Origin of the sequence: Nocardia sp. JCM 34519.1 (assembly GCF_020361265.1) — a bacterium.
Classification (GTDB): domain Bacteria; phylum Actinomycetota; class Actinomycetes; order Mycobacteriales; family Mycobacteriaceae; genus Nocardia; species Nocardia arthritidis_A.
This window is the reverse complement of the sequence record NZ_JAIRBR010000010.1, coordinates 42399-61867: the sequence shown is the minus strand read 5'-3', so window position 1 is coordinate 61867 and position 19469 is coordinate 42399. Positions and strand designations below refer to the sequence as shown.

General features: G+C 67.3%; 18 protein-coding genes. 3 read left to right on the top strand and 15 right to left on the bottom strand.

Annotated features, from left to right (window positions below):
• Positions 1-31 precede the first annotated feature (31 nt).
• From LGY53_RS23975 to LGY53_RS23930, 10 genes are all read right to left on the bottom strand, one after another.
• Positions 32-1003 carry a nitroreductase family protein gene (locus LGY53_RS23975; RefSeq protein WP_225728953.1) on the bottom strand — a complete coding sequence of 324 codons (972 nt, stop codon included), beginning with the start codon at positions 1001-1003 and terminating at the stop codon, positions 32-34.
• A 39-nt stretch (positions 1004-1042) separates the two neighbouring features.
• The gene (locus LGY53_RS23970) at positions 1043-1786 is read right to left on the bottom strand and encodes an SDR family NAD(P)-dependent oxidoreductase (RefSeq protein ID WP_225728952.1); all 744 of its coding nucleotides are present in this window, start codon (positions 1784-1786) and stop codon (positions 1043-1045) included.
• A 97-nt stretch (positions 1787-1883) separates the two neighbouring features.
• The gene (locus LGY53_RS23965; RefSeq protein WP_225728951.1) at positions 1884-5081 is read right to left on the bottom strand and encodes a beta-phosphoglucomutase family hydrolase; all 3198 of its coding nucleotides are present in this window, start codon (positions 5079-5081) and stop codon (positions 1884-1886) included.
• Positions 5082-5095: 14 nt separating this feature from the next.
• Positions 5096-5761 carry an SRPBCC family protein gene (locus LGY53_RS23960; protein WP_225728950.1) on the bottom strand — a complete coding sequence of 222 codons (666 nt, stop codon included), beginning with the start codon at positions 5759-5761 and terminating at the stop codon, positions 5096-5098.
• A gap of 77 nt (positions 5762-5838) precedes the next feature.
• Positions 5839-6552, bottom strand: a complete 714-nt coding sequence (locus LGY53_RS23955; protein ID WP_225728949.1) for a dienelactone hydrolase family protein — start codon at positions 6550-6552, stop codon at positions 5839-5841.
• Between the two features lie 169 nt (positions 6553-6721).
• Positions 6722-6946: a ferredoxin gene (locus LGY53_RS23950; RefSeq protein WP_225728948.1), complete on the bottom strand. Its 225-nt coding sequence runs from the start codon at positions 6944-6946 to the stop codon at positions 6722-6724.
• The gene (locus LGY53_RS23945; protein WP_225728947.1) at positions 6943-8190 is read right to left on the bottom strand and encodes an NADH-ubiquinone oxidoreductase-F iron-sulfur binding region domain-containing protein; all 1248 of its coding nucleotides are present in this window, start codon (positions 8188-8190) and stop codon (positions 6943-6945) included. Before LGY53_RS23945 ends, LGY53_RS23950 begins: the two co-directional genes overlap by 4 nt.
• Entirely contained in the window at positions 8187-8744 is a 558-nt protein-coding gene (locus tag LGY53_RS23940; protein ID WP_225728946.1) for a ferric reductase-like transmembrane domain-containing protein, read from the bottom strand. Before LGY53_RS23940 ends, LGY53_RS23945 begins: the two co-directional genes overlap by 4 nt.
• Positions 8741-9673 carry an FAD:protein FMN transferase gene (locus LGY53_RS23935; RefSeq protein ID WP_225729125.1) on the bottom strand — a complete coding sequence of 311 codons (933 nt, stop codon included), beginning with the start codon at positions 9671-9673 and terminating at the stop codon, positions 8741-8743. The genes LGY53_RS23940 and LGY53_RS23935 overlap by 4 nt, the downstream gene beginning before the upstream one ends.
• Complete coding sequence (locus tag LGY53_RS23930; RefSeq protein ID WP_225728945.1) at positions 9673-9921, bottom strand: hypothetical protein; 249 nt, start codon at positions 9919-9921, stop codon at positions 9673-9675. Before LGY53_RS23930 ends, LGY53_RS23935 begins: the two co-directional genes overlap by 1 nt.
• Positions 9922-10102: 181 nt before the next feature.
• On the opposite strand from LGY53_RS23930, the gene LGY53_RS23925 reads away from it, so the two are divergent.
• Positions 10103-12136, top strand: a complete 2034-nt coding sequence (locus LGY53_RS23925; RefSeq protein ID WP_225728944.1) for an FAD-binding protein — start codon at positions 10103-10105, stop codon at positions 12134-12136.
• Here the strand turns inward: LGY53_RS23925 and LGY53_RS23920 are convergent.
• The 3 genes from LGY53_RS23920 to LGY53_RS23910 are packed head-to-tail and all read right to left on the bottom strand — an operon-like array spanning position 12088 to position 16572.
• Positions 12088-13878: an MFS transporter gene (locus LGY53_RS23920; RefSeq protein WP_225728943.1), complete on the bottom strand. Its 1791-nt coding sequence runs from the start codon at positions 13876-13878 to the stop codon at positions 12088-12090. The genes LGY53_RS23925 and LGY53_RS23920 overlap by 49 nt on opposite strands.
• 17 nt (positions 13879-13895) lie before the next feature.
• A complete protein-coding gene (locus tag LGY53_RS23915; RefSeq protein WP_225728942.1) occupies positions 13896-15395 on the bottom strand; it encodes an FAD-dependent oxidoreductase in 1500 nt (499 codons plus the stop codon).
• 49 nt (positions 15396-15444) lie between these two features.
• The gene (locus LGY53_RS23910) at positions 15445-16572 is read right to left on the bottom strand and encodes a diiron oxygenase (RefSeq protein ID WP_225728941.1); all 1128 of its coding nucleotides are present in this window, start codon (positions 16570-16572) and stop codon (positions 15445-15447) included.
• Positions 16573-16637: 65 nt separating this feature from the next.
• Between LGY53_RS23910 and LGY53_RS23905 the strand changes: the two genes are divergently transcribed.
• Both LGY53_RS23905 and LGY53_RS23900 read left to right on the top strand, forming a co-directional pair.
• Complete coding sequence (locus tag LGY53_RS23905; protein WP_225728940.1) at positions 16638-17633, top strand: hypothetical protein; 996 nt, start codon at positions 16638-16640, stop codon at positions 17631-17633.
• 84 nt (positions 17634-17717) lie between these two features.
• The gene (locus LGY53_RS23900) at positions 17718-18002 is read left to right on the top strand and encodes a DUF3467 domain-containing protein (RefSeq protein ID WP_167475178.1); all 285 of its coding nucleotides are present in this window, start codon (positions 17718-17720) and stop codon (positions 18000-18002) included.
• A 183-nt stretch (positions 18003-18185) separates the two neighbouring features.
• Here the strand turns inward: LGY53_RS23900 and LGY53_RS23895 are convergent, their stop codons facing one another.
• Positions 18186-18986 carry an AfsR/SARP family transcriptional regulator gene (locus LGY53_RS23895; protein WP_225728938.1) on the bottom strand — a complete coding sequence of 267 codons (801 nt, stop codon included), beginning with the start codon at positions 18984-18986 and terminating at the stop codon, positions 18186-18188.
• A gap of 41 nt (positions 18987-19027) precedes the next feature.
• Positions 19028-19459, bottom strand: coding sequence for an ester cyclase (locus LGY53_RS23890; protein WP_225728937.1), 432 nt, complete (start codon positions 19457-19459; stop codon positions 19028-19030).
• Positions 19460-19469: the final 10 nt, after the last annotated feature.

Below are 19469 nucleotides of genomic sequence, written 5' to 3'. Positions count from 1 at the left end.
CCGGTAGCCGTCACTACCGGGTTCCGGAACTTCAGAGCGATCGTACGACGTCGGCGAGCGGCCGGCGCGGTGTCGGCGGAACCTTCGCGGCACTTGTTGCCGCCCAGCCGATCCGGATGATCAGCTGTGGAAAACCGCTGTCGGACAGCACATCCGCGCGCACCAGGTCGCGGGTGCCCGGCACTTCGAACGGCTCGGTGAGCGGACAGGTCGCCAAACCGAACGAGGTCGCGGTGAGCAGTGCCGCGCTGGCCGCCTCACCCGCGCGCAGCCGGGATATCCGGTCGTCCGAGGCGGTGTGCACGAGCAGCAGATCGCCGCGGTCGTTCAGGTCGTGCAGTACGGCCTCGACGAGGGTCGGTCCGTGGAATTCCCTGGTCAGCGGATCGTCGGCGAGGACGGCGTTGCGCGACGGCACACCCTCCAGCGCCGCGTGCCGTCCGCTCCACGCGGCGAGCTCGGCCTGGTAGCCGCGGCTGTCGCGATGCTGTGCGGCGGCCGTTTCGAACGCCCGGACCAGGCGGGTGCGGTGCTGTCCACCCGGAATCTCGGACACCAGCGCACCCTCGGCGTCACCCGCCGCGCGGATCGCGTCGATATGCGATCGCGGCACCTCCCACGAGGTGGTGCGGCGCCGATCGGTGCGCCGGTGATTGATCGCCCTCGTCAACTCGACGACATCGGCGGTCGGGGTGGCCGCGCTGAATTCGATCGATGCGAGATGTTGCGGCTCAGCGGGATTCGGCAGCCGGTGCACCACCGTATGCCAGCCGAACGAGCGCATGGCCACCCGGAAGTGGTGCAGCGCGGCGCCGCAGCTGAGCAGTAGATCGCGGCCGTCCGGATCGGTGAGCGCCAGCCGTCTGGTCTCGTCGGCGTACAGGTGGACGGTGGTGTCCCCGACCCGCCACTGCCACGGCTGGGTATTGTGCACCGAGGGCGCGCGCACGGCCAATGCCAATGCGGCACGGATGGTTTCGTGATCGGGATGCCTGCTGAGCATTATTCGTTCCTTATCGTCGATGACGGTCGTATTCGCCGATCAGCTCGGCAGCGGCAGGGTTTGGCCCGCGGTCGCGCCGCCGTCGAGTACGAATTCCGATCCGGTGGAGAAGGTCGCCTCGGTGATCAGGAAGCGGACCATCGCGGCCACCTCCTCCGGTTCGCCGAAACGGGCCAAAGGCTGTGCGGCGGCAGTGGATTCGCTGAGGCCGGCGGTCATCGGGGTATGGATCGGCCCGGGATGCACCGAGCACACCCGGATCCCCGCCGGGCCGAGTTCGACGGCCGCCGCCTTGGTCAGTCCGCGCAACCCCCATTTGCTCGCCACATAACCGCCGATGCCCGCATAGCCGATCAGCCCGGCGGTGGAGGAGATATTGACGATCACGCCGTCGCCGGCGGCCCGCAGCCGCGGCGCGGCCAGATGCATGCCGAGCCAGGAGCCGTACAGGTTGACATCGATCACGTGCCGGAACAGCGCCGGCGATTCGGATTCGACACCGCCGAAGTCGAGGATGCCCGCATTGTTGACCAGCACCGCGAGCGGGCCGAAGGTCGCCTCGGTCTGGTCTATCGCGGCGCGCCAACTGTTTTCGTCGGTGACGTCGAGGCGCTGGAACATGACGTCGCCGCCGAGCGAGCGGGCCAGTTCGGTGCCGTCGCGCTCGAGCAGATCCGCGATGACGACCGCGATATGCTCCTTCGCCAACGCCCGCACGATGGCCGCGCCGATTCCGCGCGCGCCGCCGGTGACGATCGCACTTCTTCCGCTGAATGTCTGCACGATGACCTCCGTCGATCGGGTTTCCTCCAGCCTCGCGCGGATCGCCGCCGCCGGAGACGGGCGAAGGTCACCGGTCCGAAGGCCGTGCGTCCTCGGGCTATTCGGCGGGCAGCGGGTAGCCGCCGTCCGGCGGGCGCAGGTCGAATTCCCGCATCTGCCCGGCGCCGAGTGTGGCCTTGGCGCCCGCGACATCGATTTCGATATCCGCCACCGGGGCGCCATGCCTGCTGGTGAGCCGCAACCGGTGGTGATCGAGCGCGATATCGATGCGCTGGCCGCGATAGTGCAGGCCGAAACGCACGCCGGTCAGCTCGCGGGGCAGGCGTGGATCGAAGGTGAGCCGATCGCCGTGGCAGCGCAGCCCGGCGAAGGACCGGATGACGATATCGATGGTGCCCGCCATTGCGCCGAGGTGGATGCCGTGCGCCGTGGTGCCGCCCTGGGTGTCGTCCAGATCGGCGACGAGCGCCTGCTGGAACACCGACCAGGCCGCGTCGGGCCGCATCCGGGCCAGTACCGAGGCGTGCACCACCTCGCTCAGCGTCGAACCGTCCGCGCAGCGCGCCAGATAGTAGTCGAGGGTGCGGTCGAGGGTCGCGCGGTCGCCGGGATAGCCGAGCCGGTCGAGTACGGCCAGCAGCTTTCCCGGGCCGAGCAGGTAGATGAGCATGAGCACATCGGCCTGCTTGCACAGCTTGTAGCGGTTGGTGCTGTCGCCCTCGGCCTCCAGGATCAGATCCAGCCTGCCGATATTGCCGTAGCGCTGCCGGTAAGCGGGCCAATCGAATTCGGCGAGATCGGCATAGCCGTCGAACTGGCTGATGACGCCGTCGTGGAACGGCACGGCCATTCTGGCGCTGAGCCCCTGCCATGCCGCGTACTCCTGCGGGTCGTCGATTCCCAGTCTGGCGCACAGGGTTTCGCGACCATGCCCGTTCAGCAGGTCGAGGGTTTCCACCGCCTTGCCGCAGACCCAGGCGGTGAGCACATTGGTGTAGGCGTTGTCGCGCACACCGCTGCCCGGCGTGTCCGGATAGCCGTCGTGGTATTCGTCGGGACCCATCACGCCCGCGATGTGATATCGGTCCTCGATCGGGTCGTAACTCGCCAGCGCGGTGAAAAGCCTTGCCACCTCGACGATCAACTCGGCGCCGTATTCGGCGAGCCAGTCCAGGTCGCCGGTGCATTCGTAGAACTGCCAGGCGTTGTAGGCGACGGCGAGCCCGACATGGCGTTGCCGAGCGGAGTTGTCGGCGATCCAGTGTCCCGAACGCGGATTGAACAGCCGGGCCGGGGTCTCCTCCCTGCCGTCGCTGCCGCTCTGCCACGGGAACAGCGCGCCCGCCAAACCCGCTCCGGCGGCGGCGAATCGGGCCGCGGGCAGCCGCCGTGACCGATAGCGCAGCACCGCCTTGGCCACCTCCGGCAGATACAGTGTGAGCACCGGCAGCACGAACAGCTCGTCCCAGAACACGTGCCCGCGATAGCCTTCGCCGTGCAGGCCCCGCGCGGGCACGCCGGCGTCGAGGTCGGCGGTGTGCCGGGTGATCGTCTGCGCCAGGTGGAACAGGTGCAGGTCGAACACCAGCCGGGTCCTGGTGTCCGCGCCGTCGAGTTCGATTCCGAACTGGTCCCACAGCTGCCGCCACGCGGCGCGGTGCTCGGGCAGCAGCGCCTCGAAATCCCTTGGTGCACGCGCTAATTCGGCAGCGGCCCCGAGCGCGGGGGAGGCGATGGCGGTATCGCGCGAGGTGACGATGGCGACGATCTTGTCGACGACCACTGGGTATCCATCCCGCAATCGTATCGGGAAGCGGTGGAAATACTGTGCGACGCCGAGGGTTTCGAGCCGTGGCAGTATTCCGGGCTGTCCGCGCACCCTGGTGCGGGCGGCGAGCGCGATCCGGATCCGGCTGCTGCTCGTCTCCGCCTGGACCAGCAGCGTCGCCGGATCGACCGCCTCGCCGGTGATCCTGGTCAGGTGGCAATGCGAAAATGCTTGATATTCAGGAACATTGGCGTTCGTCACCCCGCCGTTTACGCCGGAGCGTATCTCCACCTGACCGCTCCACCCGTGCGCCTGCAGCGTCGTCTCCAAGGCGGCCAGGTGTGGCCGGGCCATCGAAACCAGGCGCCGCTGGGTCAGCCGCAGGGCGCGGCCGAGCGGTTCGACCAATACCGCGGATCTGGTGAGGACGCCGGTGCGCAGATCGAGGTCGCGGCGCTCGTCGCGCACCGTGAGCAGACCTTCGGACAACCAGCCGTTGCCGACGCGCACATCGAACGGCAGCCAGTCCGGTGCGTTGACCATATGCTCGTCCTCGATGACCCGGCCGCCGGCGGAACCTGTGCACCGGTTGTACACGCCCGCAAGGTAGGTTCCTGGGTAATGCGCGTCGTCGCAACGGAATTCGGGCGCCGCGCCGCGAGTGCCGAGGTAGCCGTTGCACAGCGCGGTGAGCGCCTCGCGCTGACCCTCGTGCGCCGGATCGTAGCCGCCGTAACCGAGCACCCACGGATCGGTCAGCAGCACACCGAGATCCAATTCGCTGACGTCGTGTACGACGATATCGGCGCCCGCGGCGGTCAGCACGTCGGGATGGTGCACCCGGTCGACGCCGACCACCAGCCCGAAACCGCCGTTCGCGCCCGCGCGCACCCCCGACGGCGCGTCCTCGACCACCACCGTGCGCCCCGGCGGCACGCCGAGTCGGTGTGCCGCCTCCAGATACATCGCGGGATCGGGTTTTCCGGGCAGTCCGAGCTCTTCGGCGACGGTGCCGTCGACGACGGTGTCGAAGTCCTCGCTCAGACCCGCGGAGCGCAGGATGGCGCGGGCGTTCTTGCTCGCCGTCACCAGTGCGGTGCGCACCCGGCCCCGCCGCAGCCTGCGCACCAGGTCCACCGTGCCGGGAAAGACGTGAACCGGTTGCCGGGCAAGCATTTCCAGGAAGATCGTGTTCTTGCGATCGGCCAGTCCGGCCACGGTCAGCGCGTCGTCCGGGTCGTCGGCGGCGCCCGGCGGCAGGGTGATGCCCCTGGATTTCAGAAAGGCGGTCACCCCGTCGATCCTCGCCTTGCCGTCGATCAGCCTACTGTAGTCGTCGCCGCCGAAAGGGCGTGGCGGCGTTGTGGTTTCGATCCGCGGTAAGACGCTGTCGAACAGCTGCTTCCACGCCGCCGCGTGGATGTTCGCGGTATCGGTGACCACACCGTCCATATCGAAAAGTACGGCGTCGTAAGGCGGTCGGGTGCCGCGGGGACCGCTGGCCGCGGGTCGCGCGGAGTCGTACATGCCGGATCCAGAATTCAGCTCTGCGCCGCGGTGGCCGGTTGGGTGGCCCGCTCTGTCGGCCGCGCTCGTTCGCTCCGTTCTTTGAGCCCCAGCAACATCTTTCGTTCCATGATCAGACTGCCCGGCTCCATGATCAGCCGGTAGAAGAGGCGGGATGCGACGTTCGCGCCGGGCAGCGCGATGCGATTGCGGCTCACCAGCCGAGTACCGCGCTCACTCGGATAGAGGCTGAACGCCCACACCCAATTCCCGTCCGTCGAGGCGAAAACGAGGATATGCGGCGGCTCGACGATGGCGGCCCGCATTTTCGGGCCCTGCTCGCCGAGCGCGAGAACATCGCCCTCGCACAGATTCTGGAACTGCGGCAGGATCTCGTCCGCACTGTGCATATCCAGGCCGAGCAGATTCTCGACCCAGTCGTAGGTGTACGCACCGCCGCGCCCGGGTCCCATCTGCACCAGCCACGGCCAGATCCGCGCCGGCTCCGCCTCGATCTCGATCGCCCTGGTCGTCACGATGTCGGGCCTGCCGAGCAGTTCGTCACCCGGCATGGTCCGCGCCACCTCGTCGGCGCTCGCACCCCAGGTCAGACACTTCTTGCGCAGCAGAACCTGATATCCGATCGCAAGTCCCGCGAAGTAGGTCGCCACACCGACCCCGAATGCCGTTGTTGTCCGCATACCTGGAACGGTCCGCCGAACGGCCACTCGAATCGAGAGCAATTCGGCCGCTGCGCCGAAGACTTTGGTCGCCGCGATCATCGCGTCGCCGATATCGCCGACACGTCGTACGGTTGCGCCATCGGTGTCAGGTGCTCGGCGAACCAGACCGCCGCCAGATACGCGGCCGACCTCGACAGCCGGAATTCGTTCGGCCCGCTGCCGAGGCCCGTCAGTTCGGTGACGCGGTGCACGCAGCAGAGCGATTTCGCCGCACGCCGATTGAGTTCGCGCACCCGCGGGTCCTGCCCGCCGACCAGGAACAGCGTCGGGGCGAGTATGTCGGCCAACCGGTCACCGGCCAGATCGGGCCGGCCGCCGCGCACCACGGCGGCGCCGATATCGCCGCCGAGTTCGGCTGCCGCCCAAAGCGTTACGGGCGCATCGGTGCCGACGCCGAAGAGTCCCACGGGAAGTCTGCGGCAACCCGGCAGCGCCCACAGCAGGCGGCGCACCGCGGCGAGCCTGCCGCCGAGCAGTTCGATATCGAATATCTTCGTGAGATCGGTTGTCTCAGTGGGGGTCAGCAGGTCGATCGTCACCGTCGTCAGGCCGTGCCCGGCGAAGATGTCGCCGACGAACCTGTTGCGCGGGCTGCGCCGGTCGCTGCCGCTGCCGTGCGCGAAGACGACGACGCCGGTCGGCTGCTCGGGAATCCGCAGCAGCCCGGCCAATTCGGCGTCCCCGGCCGGAAGGATCAGCTCTTCCCCGCGTAACAACAGTGGCGCGGAGGCGATTTCGGTGGTTGTCATGCCGGACCTCGATAGCGGAGTGGAGTTCGGTAACCGTGGTAAGACGGCCGGGGCCGGTAAACCGCCCGACATGTTCACTGTCCGCCCGCTCACCCACCGCCAGGAGGGCATATCGCCACCATCGACGGAGGCCGATGGTCCCCTGACGGTGTGACCTGCTGTGCCTACGTCACCGCGAGGGCGGTATGAGGGTGAGGGCCAGGCGCGGGCACAGGGCCGCGGCGTCGGTGGCGGCCCCGAGCTGGCGGATTTCGAGTGCGGGATCGCCGCGACCGGGTGCGAGCGGGTAGCCCCAGTCGTCGCGGGCGAGGAGTTCGGGAAGTAGTTCGGCGCACAGGCCGCGGCCGTCGCAGCGGGTCCAATCAATATGCAGTCGCCAGGTTTTCGGGGTCATCGCGGCACGGTCTCTCTGGTTCGGGCCGAGGCATGGCAGGCGCCGCGCAGGTGCGGCGCGAGGTCGTCGGCGAAGACGGTGAGCGCGGAGCGCACCAGGCGGGCGGTGCCGTCGGGGTGGTGGCAGGCGCCGCGACCGTCGACCAACCCGGCCAGCCGGGCGATCTCGGAGGGATCTCCGGCCGGGCCGTAGGCCAGTTCGGTGAGCCGGGCGGCCAACTGGGGGAGTCCGTTTCGGCAGGGACCACAGCGCCCGGCACTCTGTGCGGCGAGATATGCGGTGATGTCGGCGGTGGCGCGCAGACCGCATTCGGTGCGCGACAGCACCCTGACGACGCCCGCGCCGAGACTCGCATGCAGCGGTCGCAGAGTCGCCGTGGCGAGCGTCGCGCGATGCAGCGCGGCGCGCGGAATCCAGGAGCCGTGATAGCCGCCGATCAGGACGGCACGGACACCGGCGAGGTCGGTCTTGCCCGCGTTCTCGATCAAATCCGTTAGACTGCAGCCGAATTCGGCCTCGACGACGCCGGTGACGGCGGTTCCCGAAAGGGTGACGAGCATGGTGCCCGGCTCGTCGCCGGTTCCGGCGCCGCGATACCAGCGGGGCCCGTAGCGGGCGATCAACGCCAGATGTGCCAGCGTTTCCACGTTCTGGATCAGCGTCGGGCGTCCCCGCAGCCCGGCCTGCGAAGTGCTGATCAACTGGTCGGACGGGATGGGTGCGCGGCCCGCAAGTCGGTTGATGACGGCCGTCTTCTCACCGGCAAGGAAACCGTCTGCGGCCGTGGTGATTTCGACGCGCGTGCGGTCGTATCCGGATGCCGTACGCTCGTCGAGCGCGCGCCGGACCGGTTCGAGCAGCGGCGCGGGAGCGTAGAGGTGACATTCGCGGGCTCCGACCGCGGCGGCCGCGGCGGACAGGCCGTCCAGCACGAGGTGTGGTGCGCGGGTCAGCAGTGTCGCGTCCTTGTGGCTGTCCGGTTCCCCCTCGGCCCCGTTGGCGATGACGATCGCGCGCCGACCCGCGGCCACGGCGGCCAATTTGCGGGCGACCGGAAATCCGGCGCCGCCGCGGCCCCGCAATCCCGCCGCCACGACGGCGGCGATCAGCGCGGCCGAATCCCGTTGCGGCGGTTGTTGTCCGTAACAGGCGAGGTGCGCGGCCAGGCTCGGATCCGGGGCGGCGAGCAGCCTGCGGGCGCCCACCGGCGCGGCCGAGCGTGGGTACGGCAGCTGTGTGGTCATCGGGGACTCCGGCGGTACTCGGTGAATTCGCCGCTCGTCCGCCAGATGACGGCGGCGGCGATGGTGAGGACGCATGCGGCCACCACGGTGAGCAGCCACGGCCGTGTGTTGTCGGTGCCGGTGCCCACCGCGTGCAGCAGCGCCACCGGCCACAGGAGATAGGCGGCCCAGTGCACGATCCGGAATGCCAACGGCCCGATGCGATGTCGCAGCAGCGCGGAGAGCACGACCGCGGCGAGCAGATCGACCGCGACGGTCCCGAACCCCAACCACATCGGCCGGTACTGTCCGGCGAACGGCACCAGCAGATCGATCAGCCGCAGTTGTGCCCGCGGATCGGCGAGCAGACCGAGCATATGCAGGCCGACCAGTGCGGTCGCCGAAAGCGCTGCGCCACGGTGGAATTCGGCCAAACCGGTGCGCGGCAGCAGGATCGCGCGCCCCGACCTGGCCGCGATTCCGGCCGCGACCGCGATGGTCAGCAGCACCAGCGCCACGATGCCGCTGCCGCGCCCGAATGCCCACAGCGCCTGGTCGATTCCCGCCCGAGTCATCGCCTGCCCCTGTCCGCGGGCCAGCCGCCGAGCGTGATCACCTTGCCGTCGCGGGCGACGAGCCGTGCGGGCAGGCCGCGCCCGCGCAGCCAGGCCGGCGCGGATCCGCCGCGGACGATCGCGGCGGTGCTCGCGGCGTTGGCCGTCACACACGATGCGGCGGCCACCGATACCGTCCGCCAAATGGGTTCGGCGGCAACGCAAGTGCGCGGGTCGACGATGTGGTGCACCAACTCTGCGCCGCGCAACCAGCGACGCCGCACCGTACTCGACGTGGCAAGCGCCGCCGCGCCGGGTAACCGGATATGCGAACTCGGCTCGGCGGGCTCGTCCCGGACCAGGATCTGCCAGCCGTCGCCGGGCGCCGGGCCCGCGGTCGCGATATCGCCGCCGAGGGCGACCAGAACGCCGCAGCCCAGCCGATCGCGGACGAGCCGCGCGCACCGGTCCGCGGCGTGCGCCTTGGCGGTGGCGCCGAGGTCGAGCAGCACACCCGGCGGTACCGTCACCTCCTGGTCGGTGAGCAGCACCTGTGTCCAGTCGGCGCGGCGAGTCACCACCGCCCGGACCGGAGCGGCCGCACCGGCGAGAAGTGCGAAGTCGCGGTCATAACCCAAGTCCCGCAACACATTTCCCACCGTCGGATCCACATCGCCGTCGGTTTCGTCGGCCACCGCGAGCGCGACCCGCAGATATTCGGCGAGCAGCGCGCCGATCGGAACGGGCCGTCCCGGACGCGCCGCCACCTCGCTGATCTCCGAGTCGTCGCGAAATCTGCTGCACGCCTTGTCGACAGCGCCGAGATAGTCGACGATCAGCGCCTTGGCAGTCGTCAGCGCCGCCGGATCGGTCACCACGACCCGCGCGGTGGTTCCCCAGACCTGCCATTCGCTCGTGCCGACCTGATCGGCTCGGTGTGCTGGAATCATCACGACCCGTGCGAGTGGGCGTGCACCGGCCCGGAGCCGGATCCCAACTGCGGCGCCGAGCCGTCGGTGGCGGCGGGGGCCGGATCGCCCGTGTCGGCCGATTGATCGCCGGTGCTGTTCGCCGTCGTGCCGGTGTCGGTGTCGTGATAGGCGGCCGCCGCCGCGGCGACGGTGCCGACGGCGGCGAACGCCACCAGCGTCATGGTGGCGGCACGCCCGGCTCGCCGGCCGGGATGGGTTGGCTTCATGGTTGCGCTCTATTCGTCGGTCCGGGTCGGGGTGCCCGATTGGAGACCAGAGTGCGGACGCAGTCTTGGAATACGCTGGCAATCCCACACCGGAACGCTGCGAGTGCGGGCTCGGGCTGGAACACGATCGAATCCGGCGCGCCCTCACGATTACCAACTATTTGCTGAATAGTCTGCGTCCATGGACCGTCGCCGTTTCGTTACCGCGTTTCTGGCTGCATTCGGCCTTGCCGCCGCGGGCAAGGCATCCGCGATGCCGGGTCTACCCGAGCTCCCGGGACTTTTCGATCCGATGCAACCGTTGCTGGCCGAATCGGCCGCGGGTGGGATGACGCGGGATATCTTGCTGCGGCGGCTGCTCGATTTCGTCGACGCGCATCCAGAGCTGGCCTCCCTGGATCAGTTACCGCCGCAGGTGCGCGCGGTCGCGGAGCATCTGCGCGCGGGCGGCGATATCGTTTCGGCGCCCGGCGGTGCGTTTCCGCCCAGTCCGCCGACCGTGGAATTGCAGCGCTGGCTGCTGAATAACGCGTCTGGCCACCCGGAAGTGTCGGAAAGTGACGGCACGCCAATGGGTTGCGTATTCGCGCACGATTTCGCGAACTGGGGATTGACGGTGGGGAATCGGCCCGCCGTCACCTTTCTACCGCGCACGCGGGGCGGTATCCAGAATCTGGTGCGCTGGGCCCGCGAGCACGACAAACGGGTGCGGGTCGCCGGATACCGGCACAGCTGGACCGATATTTTCGGCGAGGACGGCTGCGTGCTGATCTCCCTGCTGCCGCTGCGCGAGGCGGAACAGATCCCGTCCTTTCCCACGCCGCTGGATCCGGCGAACGAACTGCAGGGCATAAATATCGTCGGCACGATCGCCGAGGACGGCGTCACGAAGGCGCTGTGCCGTATCGGCGCCGGGACCACCAATGAACAGTTCCGGCAATGGTGTCTGAGCGATTCCGGCGGCCGCTGGCAGTGGACGCTGCCGCTGAACGTCATCATGGTCGAAATCACCTACGGCGGCAGCAACGGGCCGATGTGTCACGGCGCGGGATTGCGGAATCGAACCCTCAGCGATCTGGTCCACGAAATCGAATTCGTCAACGCGAACGGCGAATTCCAAACGGTGTCCGATCCGGAGTTGCTGCGCGCCGCCGCCGGATGTTTCGGCCTGCTCGGCGTGGTGACCTCGTTGACGCTGAAACTCGACCCCATGAGTTTCGCCGATATGCGCCCGGTGAAACAGTCGATTCTGCTGACCGTGCCGCCGCCGCCCGGTTTCCCCATACCACCCGCCCTCGCCGATCCGGCGGTCACGCCCGATCAGATGGAAGCGGCCCGAGTGGATTTCGAGCGCCGCTGTGCGGAGGATTTCTACTCCGAATGGTTCTGGTTCCCCTATCACCGGGAGGGCTGGACCCACTCCTGGAACAATGACGCCCCGCGCGCGGCCGCCGTCGACTACCCGTCCCCGCCGGAGGCGCTGCAGCAGTGGCTGGAATCCTGGATTGCCTCGGGTATCAACGACTTTCCGCCGTTCCAGGCCCTCCCCGGCCCGACCCAGGCATCGTTCCTCGCCAACACCGCCATGATCCAGCTCCCCGGCGTCGAGGACTTCGAACCGAGTATCGTCGCCCCGCTGATCGACGCCCTGCATTTCCGCCGCGGCATCCAGAACTGGCGCGTTCTGGATGTCGAACTTCTCATCCCGATTCCGGCCCGCGCCGACGACCCCACCCGCCCGGACTGGGATGTCTGCCGCCGCGCCTGGTGGAACGCCATCGATGAGGTCTACCGCTGGCCCGAAGGACCCATGCGCATCGCATTGGAGATGCGCGTCATGGGCGATTCCGCCATGGACCTGGCTCCCGAGCGCGGTAACACCTTCGGCACCTGTTCCATCGAGGTCCTCACCAGCCTGCACACCCCCGAACCCCTCTGGAACGCCTTCACCCAAGCCATCACCGACCGCTGGTGTTCGGAAACCGACCATCTCGGCAACCCGCTGAACGTCCGCCCGCATTGGGCAAAACAGTGGCAGCACTTGACCTTTCGGGGCCGCCCGGCCGAGGACTATCTGAAGAACGTCGCCTACCCCCAGCAATTCGCCGACTTCAAATCCCGCATGTCCCGCATCCACGCCCAAGGGGGCGTCTCCTCCGCCGACTCCTACCGGCGCTTCTCCAATCCGCTGTTCGATCGCCTTCTCGACCTGTAGGCCCTGCGTCGAAGTCTCATCCGCCGCCTGACTTCGACACGGGGCCTGTTCGCGGATCTCGGCAACCCTCGGCTGGAACGTACCGGATCGGCGACGAGATGGCGGTCCGCCGGTGTGCGCGTGGAATCTCCAGCGGCGGTGGCGAATTCACGGTCACGGTCCGTAATGGCGCGCTCCCCGATATCGTCGGTGCGCTCCGGCCGCCACGGCAGCAGGACCGCGACCGTGATCGCGGAGATAAGCAGTACGACGACTGTGACGGCGGCGGACAGATGCGCCCCGGTCATCGCCGCGACCTTTATTGCCCGGACCAGGTCGTCGCGGGGGCCCGCCAGAAAGGGGCTCACCCGCGCGGCGGCGATATCCACCACGCTGATCGGGCTGTGCCTGGCGAGATCCTTCTGCTGCGCGGTCATGAGCGCGGACGGTACGGCGTCGATGCGCGCGCCGACCCGGGCGGTGTAGACGGAGGCCATCACCGAGCCGAGGACGGCCACGCCGAGCGCACCGCCGGTCTCCCGGGTGGTGTCGTTCACCGCCGAGCCCGCTCCGGCCTGTTCGACCGGTACCGAGGCCATGATCGAATCCGTGGCCGGCCCCTGCACCACGGCGAAGCCGACCCCGAGCACCACCATCGTGACGAGCACCGGCCCCAAATACGGTGTGTCGACCGTGATCAGCATGATCATCGCCATGGCGGCGGCCATCAGCGCCAGCCCGGTCACGATCACCGCCGTCGCGCCGATACGCTGGGCCAGCAGGGTCGCGGCCGGTGCGGCGACACAGACCGCGGCCGCGAACGGCAAAGAGTGCACGCCGAATTCGAATGCGGACAATTCCTTGATGCCCTGGAAGTACTGCGTGAACAGGAACAGGAATCCCAACCCGGAGAAGAAGGAAACGGTGATCGCGAAGGCGGGCACCGCGAAACGCGGATTCCGGAACAGCCGCACATCCAACACCGGTGCGGCCACTCGCAGCTCCCAGGCCACGAAAAGCACGAGCAATACGACCGATATCGCATAACCCGCCAGGCTCGCGGTCGACAACCAGCCCCACCGCGGCGCGGCGATGATCGTGTACACCAGCGATGTCACCCCGATCAGCGACAGTGCCAATCCGACGATATCGAGGCGGCCGCCGTGATCGGCTCGGGACTCCGGTGTCAGCGTCACGATCGCGACGATGGTGACCAGCGCGATGGGGATGTTGATCCAGAACACCGCGTGCCAGGAGAACACGCCGAGCAGCCAACCGCCGACGGTCGGCCCGAGCGCGATGGCGATACCGGCCATCGCGGACCACGCGGCGATGGCCTGGGCGCGCTCGCGGGCATCGGTGAAGATATTGGTGATCATCGCCAAGGTCGACGGATACACCGCGGCCGCGAAGACCCCCATGCCCGCGCGGGCCGCGATCACCTGCCCGAGTCCGGTGGACAGCGCGCCGACGGCCGACATGACCGCGACTCCGGACAAGCCGATCAGCATCATCCGGCGTCGCCCGTACCGATCACCCAGATGGCCCATCGCGAGGAGCAGCCCGGCGAACGCCAAGGTGAACGCGTCGACGATCCACTGCAGTCCGCTCATGTAGGCGTGCAGCCGCACCGCCATCGTCGGCAGCGCCACATTGACCAGCGTATTGTCCAGGACGACAAGTAGTTCCGCGAGACACAGCGCCACCAGCGCCGCGATCCGCGCGTTTCGCGATAACGGCTCAGGTTTCGCCAGTACCGTCATGGGACCTCCTGTCTCGGCTAAGACCGCCGCAGGGCGTTGCGAAGCGTGGTCGGTTTGCGGCGGCTCAACATCTGTTCCAGATCGCGCCGGGTGAGGGTGCGCCTGCGCAGCAGACCGCTGTTGACGTCCTCGGCCACCTTGCGGACCGTCTCCTGCGCACAGCTCCGATTCGTGCCGATGAAACCCACCGAACCCCGCTTGATCCAGCCGGTCACATACACCCCGGGCAATGTCGACCGGCCATCGGCGGCCAGCACCCGCCCGTCGGTATTCGGAATGACGCCGGTGTGCTCGTCGAAGGGCAGTCCGGCGACGCCGACGCCGCGATTGCCGATGGCGGTGAGGATCAGCCCGCAGGACAATCGCTCGGACCGGTCGGTCGGCACCACCTGCTCGTGGCCACCGCTGCGGCGAATTTCGTTGTGTACCAGCGAGACTCCGGTCACCCGGTCTTTGCCGTATATCCGGGTGGGGGAGAGCTGATAGCGGAATACGATCCGCTTGCGGTGGCCGCCCGTGCGTTGTTGCGCGCGCTGCAACAAGAGCAGCTTCTGTTCGGTCGCGTAGGGGTAGGCGTGCGGATCGGGCAGGTCGGCGTCGACGACGATATCGATATCGCGTCCGAGCAGGCCGACGAATTCCGGCACGGTGAACGCCGATTCCGCCGGACCGCGTCGTCCGACGATGATCACTTCCTGTATTTTGCTGTGCCGCAACGCGCTCAGCGCGGCAGGCGCGATATCGGATTCGTCCAGCCGATCCCGGTCGAGGGTGAGAATGCGGGCGGCATCGAGTGCAACGTTGCCGTTGCCGATGATCACGGCCCGGCGCGTCGACAGTTGACATGAGCTCTGCGCGTAATCGGGATGGCCGTTGTACCAGGCCGCGAAGTCGATTCCGGATTCGCAGCCCGGCAGATCCTCGCCGGGGATGCCGAGCCGTTTGCTCGCCGACGCACCGACCGCGTAGATGACGGCGTGGTGGTAGGCGAGTAGTTCATCGTGGGAGACGTCGGTGCCGATTTCCACACCCAGATACATATTCAGCCGCGACCGGGCCGACACCTTGTCGAACAGGTGCCGAATCTCTTTGACCTCCCGCTGATCCGGTGCCACGCCGTTCTGCACGAGGCCATAGGGCACCGTGCAGCGGTCGAAGATATTGACCCGAACCTCGCGCTGCGACAACAGTTCGTCGGCGGCGTACATCGCCGCGGGTCCCGAACCGACGATCGCCACCCGGACCCGTTCCCCGCCCGTATTCATGGCGGGCAACGGAATCAGCGGCGCGAGCCGAGGGCGCGGGCGCGGCTCCCGATAGAACGCGGCGTTGATATCGATGAACGGACGTTGCGCCGTGGTCAGGTCCCGGTCCGAGACGATCGCGTCGACCGGGCACGCCGACATGCAGGTTCCGCAGTCGATGCAGGTTCCCGGATCGATGTAAAGCATTTCGGCACTGAGGAAGTCGGGTTCGTCGGGGGTCGGGTGGATGCAGTTGACCGGGCACACGTACACACAGGATCCGTCGCTGCAGCAGGGTTGCGTCACCACGTGTGGCATCGGGTCACACCGCCTTCCGCTTCGGTTCCAGTCGATGGCGCGTCGGCGGCCCGGAGACGCCGTACAGTCGCCACGCCAGTTTCCCCACCGGATTCATCAGTCCGAGTTCGGCGACGAGGTGGCGCATGCTGCCGAGCGCGCGGCGTCGTTCCGCTTTGATGTATGGCGACCGGAGCCGGAAATCCCGCTCGATCTCCCTGGGCACCCCGCAGTCGCGGAAGAACTGTTTCGGCGTAAACAGCTGGATATCGGCCTCCACCCGGGAGACATACGCTGCCGTCACCGACAGCCACAGTCGGCCGATCCGGCTCAGCGAAGGGACCCGCTGCCGGACATAGTCGCTGGCGAAGGACATGTGCCGGGCCTCCTCGGCGATATGCGCGGAGAAACACCGGTCCAGCATCGGCGGAATGCGCCCGGCTTCCGCCCCGGCCCGAAGCACACTGCGCTGGTAGTAGTCGACGATCTCCTCGGCGGCCAGCACCGAGAGGAGAAAAGTCAACGGCATGATGGCAGCGATGATCGGGGAGAATAGGAAAAGCAGCCACACCAGCCGGCCCGCGCCGGGGACATGGAGTCCGGTCCGCTTGCATATCTCCTGGAACATCAGGGTATGGCCGCACTCTTCGGCCATCTCATGGGTCATATAGCGAATTTCGGGGGACCCGTCGGGCAGTGCAAATTGGCGCTCCGCGAGCCCGTTGACGAGGAGCAGCTCCAACTGCCGCTGCCGCCGGAGGGTATTGATATGCAGCCACATGCCGATCTGGGCCTTGCGATCGTCGGGAAGGCTCACATACCAGGGATGGTGGCCCATCGGCAGGCTGGTATCCGGCAGGATCCAGCTCGGATCGTTCGGAACGACGGTCATATCGGGCGCGTCCCAGTCGATGTCGACGTAGGGATTGAACCGTCGCGTCACCGACGCCTCGGACAGCTCGACGACTCTACTTCTATAGGCTGCCTCTGTGTCGTCGGCCGAGATGCCGACATCAGGAACTTCATCCACCGTCATAACAGCCACACGCCTTTCCCGGTAGGTCGATGAGGACTGCGGGTCGAATGAGCGTGAAACAGACCGGTTTCCGAATGAGACTAACTCTGTGCGCACAAGATCGACAACGATCGACATATTTCGGAAAATAATGCTGCGATATCGAGAAGACTTGATCGATTGCGACCGGAGTGGTCGGCGCAGTGATCGCGCGGCCGATCTTCGCGGCCGGTAGCCGGTTCGGCGACTACGTGTCCGCCATCGGCGACCTCCCGTCCGGTGTGGCCGGTCGGCAAGCCTTCCTGGTCAGCGGATCGTCGGCGTCGGCGGTAGGCGGGGGAACCCGCGCGGCACGGTGTGTGCGCCACCGGAATCACCGGCGGGCGTGCCCGAGCGCACCGGAAAAATTACCGTTGAAAATGCAAGAAACGCAATTGGTTTCGACGATGTCCGGCTGCCCGGTGTTTGCCGTTCGGCGCCGGATCCGTGCGATCCGGGTCTGCCCCGATCGTTGGGAACTGCCGGAGATGTGCTGCGAAAAAGGTCGGATGAATCACGGATCGCGAGTCGTGCCTTCGCATTCAATTGTTTCGGGAATATTTCCAATGCTTTGCGTGCGGATCAACCGGGGAGTGATGATTTTCTGGTCCCAACTCCATCGACGCAGCGGACACCACATACCCACCGAGGTAGGGGAAGTCGAGATGGCACAAGAGACGGCCGAAACCGGGCGCGAGGACATGTCGGGTATCCGGGATATCGAAATGCTCAGAATGCAGGTCGAAGACGCGCGCCTGGAAGCGCAGAGCGCTCGTCAATCCGCCCAGCAGGCACAGAATCTGGCTCGTCAGGCACAGCAGCAGGCGCGCCAGGTCCAGCATCAGGCCAGCATGGCGCAGAGTGAGGCGAACCAGGCCAATCAGCAGGCTCAACAGGCCCGCCAGCAGGCCATACAGGCGCAGAACCAGGCGCAGCAGGCCCAGAACGAAGCCGACCGGGCGCAGAACCAGGCCCAGCAGGCGCAGAACGAGGCCAACCAGTCGCAGCAGCGGGCGCAGTCGGCTCAGGATCAGGCCGACCAGGCCAACCAATTGGCTCAACAAGCCGATGACCAGGCCACCCGCGCACAAGACCGGGCAAGTCAAGGGGAGATGCAGCTGAGCCAGATGCGGCATCAAACACGGATGGCCGCCCGATAGTCACGTGCACAGGAAGGGTCACCGCAGGGGTGGCCCTTCCGACCATCGGGGACAGGTTCGGTAATGGACGAGACGAATCCGCCGGTGAACGTCGAGGTGATCGTGCCCGAGGCGCTGAGCGCCGGGGTATACGCCAACGGTTTCACCTGCTGGTACAACCGGACGGATTTCACGCTGGATTTCGTCGTACATCTGCCCACCGATCCCGGTGTCGACGACAGCGGCAGGCCCCTGATGCGGCAACCCGTGCAAGTGGTGGCGCGCGTGAAATTCCCGCCGTCGATGATCTTTCGCCTGATGCAAACACTCAACGACAGCATGAGCAACTATGAACAACAATTCGGCCCAATCGTTCATCTGGGCGAATGAGGGAGGTGCGGTGTTTATTTCCAGCACTATCAGGATGATCGCGGGAACTTCCGATGACTGGACGGTGATAACCGATCCGGCGGTGCGATTCCGGCCCGCTCGTATCCGGGGCCGCCGTTACCACATCACGCCGTCGGCGCCGCGCACCGGAAACGGCTCCGGCCGCTGAAAGCCGTTTCGGAATCACCCGGCCCGCAACAGTATCGGCGGACAATCGGCGGCGAGGCCGGGATCGTGTGTGAGCATGCGTTGTTGCAGTGTGCGCAGTCGCGGACCGGGTTCGATGCCGATTTCGGTGGCGAGCAGATCCCGCACTCGGCGCAGTTCGGCCAGCGCCTGCACTTGCCGTCCGCTGCGATACAGCCCCAGCGCCAACAGTTCCCAGCGGCGTTCGCGATACGGCGCTTCCCCGACCGCCGCTCGTAAGGCGGCGACGGTGGGGCCGAGCTGCCCGCGTGCCAGCCGGGCGGCCAGCAGCTCCTCGACGGCTATGTCGCGGAGTTCGGTCAACCGCAACCGGTTTCGGACGAACGGTGCGTCCTCACCGAATTCGGACCACGGCTCGCCGCACCACAGCGCCAGCGCGGCCTCGAAAGTCCTTTCGGAATAATCGAATTCGCCCTCGGACAGGGCCGACAGTCCGGCCGTTACCCGGGCGGTGAATACGGCGTGGTCGGTGGCGTGCGGCGGCACCGCCAGCACGTATCCGATCGAGGTGCGGCGCAAGGTATCTCGCAGCGCCGGGCCGAAAAGATTGCGAATGCGCCAGACGATCAGCCGCAGCGCCGCGACCGGATCGCGCGGCGGCTCGGGCCATATCCGGTCGATCAGCCGATCATCGGTGAGTGCCTGCCCCTCGGCGGCGAGTAGTGCGCCGAGCGCCCGGCGCACCGTCGGGCCGGTCCGCACCGGGGTGCCGTTCACCTCCACTTCCACCGGTCCGAGAACCCGGTAGAACAGTCCGGCCCGATCGTGATCCGGCACTGCCGGAACGGTTTCCGGCATACGGGGCGTCGCTGCGGTGATCATTCGTGCCCGGGATCGGTCGGTGCGCCGATCTGCCGCAGGACCGAGAACAGGTCGGCGATCGACCACTGTTCCACGATCCGGCCGTCGCGATCGAAGCGGTTGATATCGACGACCTCGAACGCGACCCGGCGTCCGGTCGGCGCGATGCCGAGGAACTCCCCGGCGTGGATCCCCGCGACGGTGATGTGTTGCACCGCCTTGTCGCCCTCGACGACCTCGTTCTCGTAGGTCACGTGCATGTCGGCGAATACCGAGCGCAGCCCGGTGATGAAATCCTTGACGCCCTGTGGACCGGGAGCAGGCCGCGGACCTGCCACATGATGCACGATGTCCGCCCCGAAGAGGGTATCGACGACCGCGAGATCGCCCTGCACCCAGGCCTCGTCGACGAATCGGCGGTTGCGTTCCTTGAGATCCTCGGGCGTCATGTGCCACCTT

What these genes read in the sequence shown, in the direction of transcription:
- LGY53_RS23975 (WP_225728953.1), bottom strand. Translation starts at nt 1,003, where the DNA reads ATGCTCAGCAGGCATCCCGATCACGAAACCATCCGTGCCGCATTGGCA.
- LGY53_RS23965 (WP_225728951.1), bottom strand. Translation starts at nt 5,081, where the DNA reads ATGTACGACTCCGCGCGACCCGCGGCCAGCGGTCCCCGCGGCACCCGA.
- LGY53_RS23960 (WP_225728950.1), bottom strand. Translation starts at nt 5,761, where the DNA reads ATGCGGACAACAACGGCATTCGGGGTCGGTGTGGCGACCTACTTCGCG.
- LGY53_RS23955 (WP_225728949.1), bottom strand. Translation starts at nt 6,552, where the DNA reads ATGACAACCACCGAAATCGCCTCCGCGCCACTGTTGTTACGCGGGGAA.
- LGY53_RS23950 (WP_225728948.1), bottom strand. Translation starts at nt 6,946, where the DNA reads ATGACCCCGAAAACCTGGCGACTGCATATTGATTGGACCCGCTGCGAC.
- LGY53_RS23945 (WP_225728947.1), bottom strand. Translation starts at nt 8,190, where the DNA reads ATGACCACACAGCTGCCGTACCCACGCTCGGCCGCGCCGGTGGGCGCC.
- LGY53_RS23940 (WP_225728946.1), bottom strand. Translation starts at nt 8,744, where the DNA reads ATGACTCGGGCGGGAATCGACCAGGCGCTGTGGGCATTCGGGCGCGGC.
- LGY53_RS23935 (WP_225729125.1), bottom strand. Translation starts at nt 9,673, where the DNA reads ATGATTCCAGCACACCGAGCCGATCAGGTCGGCACGAGCGAATGGCAG.
- LGY53_RS23930 (WP_225728945.1), bottom strand. Translation starts at nt 9,921, where the DNA reads ATGAAGCCAACCCATCCCGGCCGGCGAGCCGGGCGTGCCGCCACCATG.
- LGY53_RS23925 (WP_225728944.1), top strand. Translation starts at nt 10,103, where the DNA reads ATGGACCGTCGCCGTTTCGTTACCGCGTTTCTGGCTGCATTCGGCCTT.
- LGY53_RS23920 (WP_225728943.1), bottom strand. Translation starts at nt 13,878, where the DNA reads ATGACGGTACTGGCGAAACCTGAGCCGTTATCGCGAAACGCGCGGATC.
- LGY53_RS23910 (WP_225728941.1), bottom strand. Translation starts at nt 16,572, where the DNA reads ATGTCGATCGTTGTCGATCTTGTGCGCACAGAGTTAGTCTCATTCGGA.
- LGY53_RS23890 (WP_225728937.1), bottom strand. Translation starts at nt 19,459, where the DNA reads ATGACGCCCGAGGATCTCAAGGAACGCAACCGCCGATTCGTCGACGAG.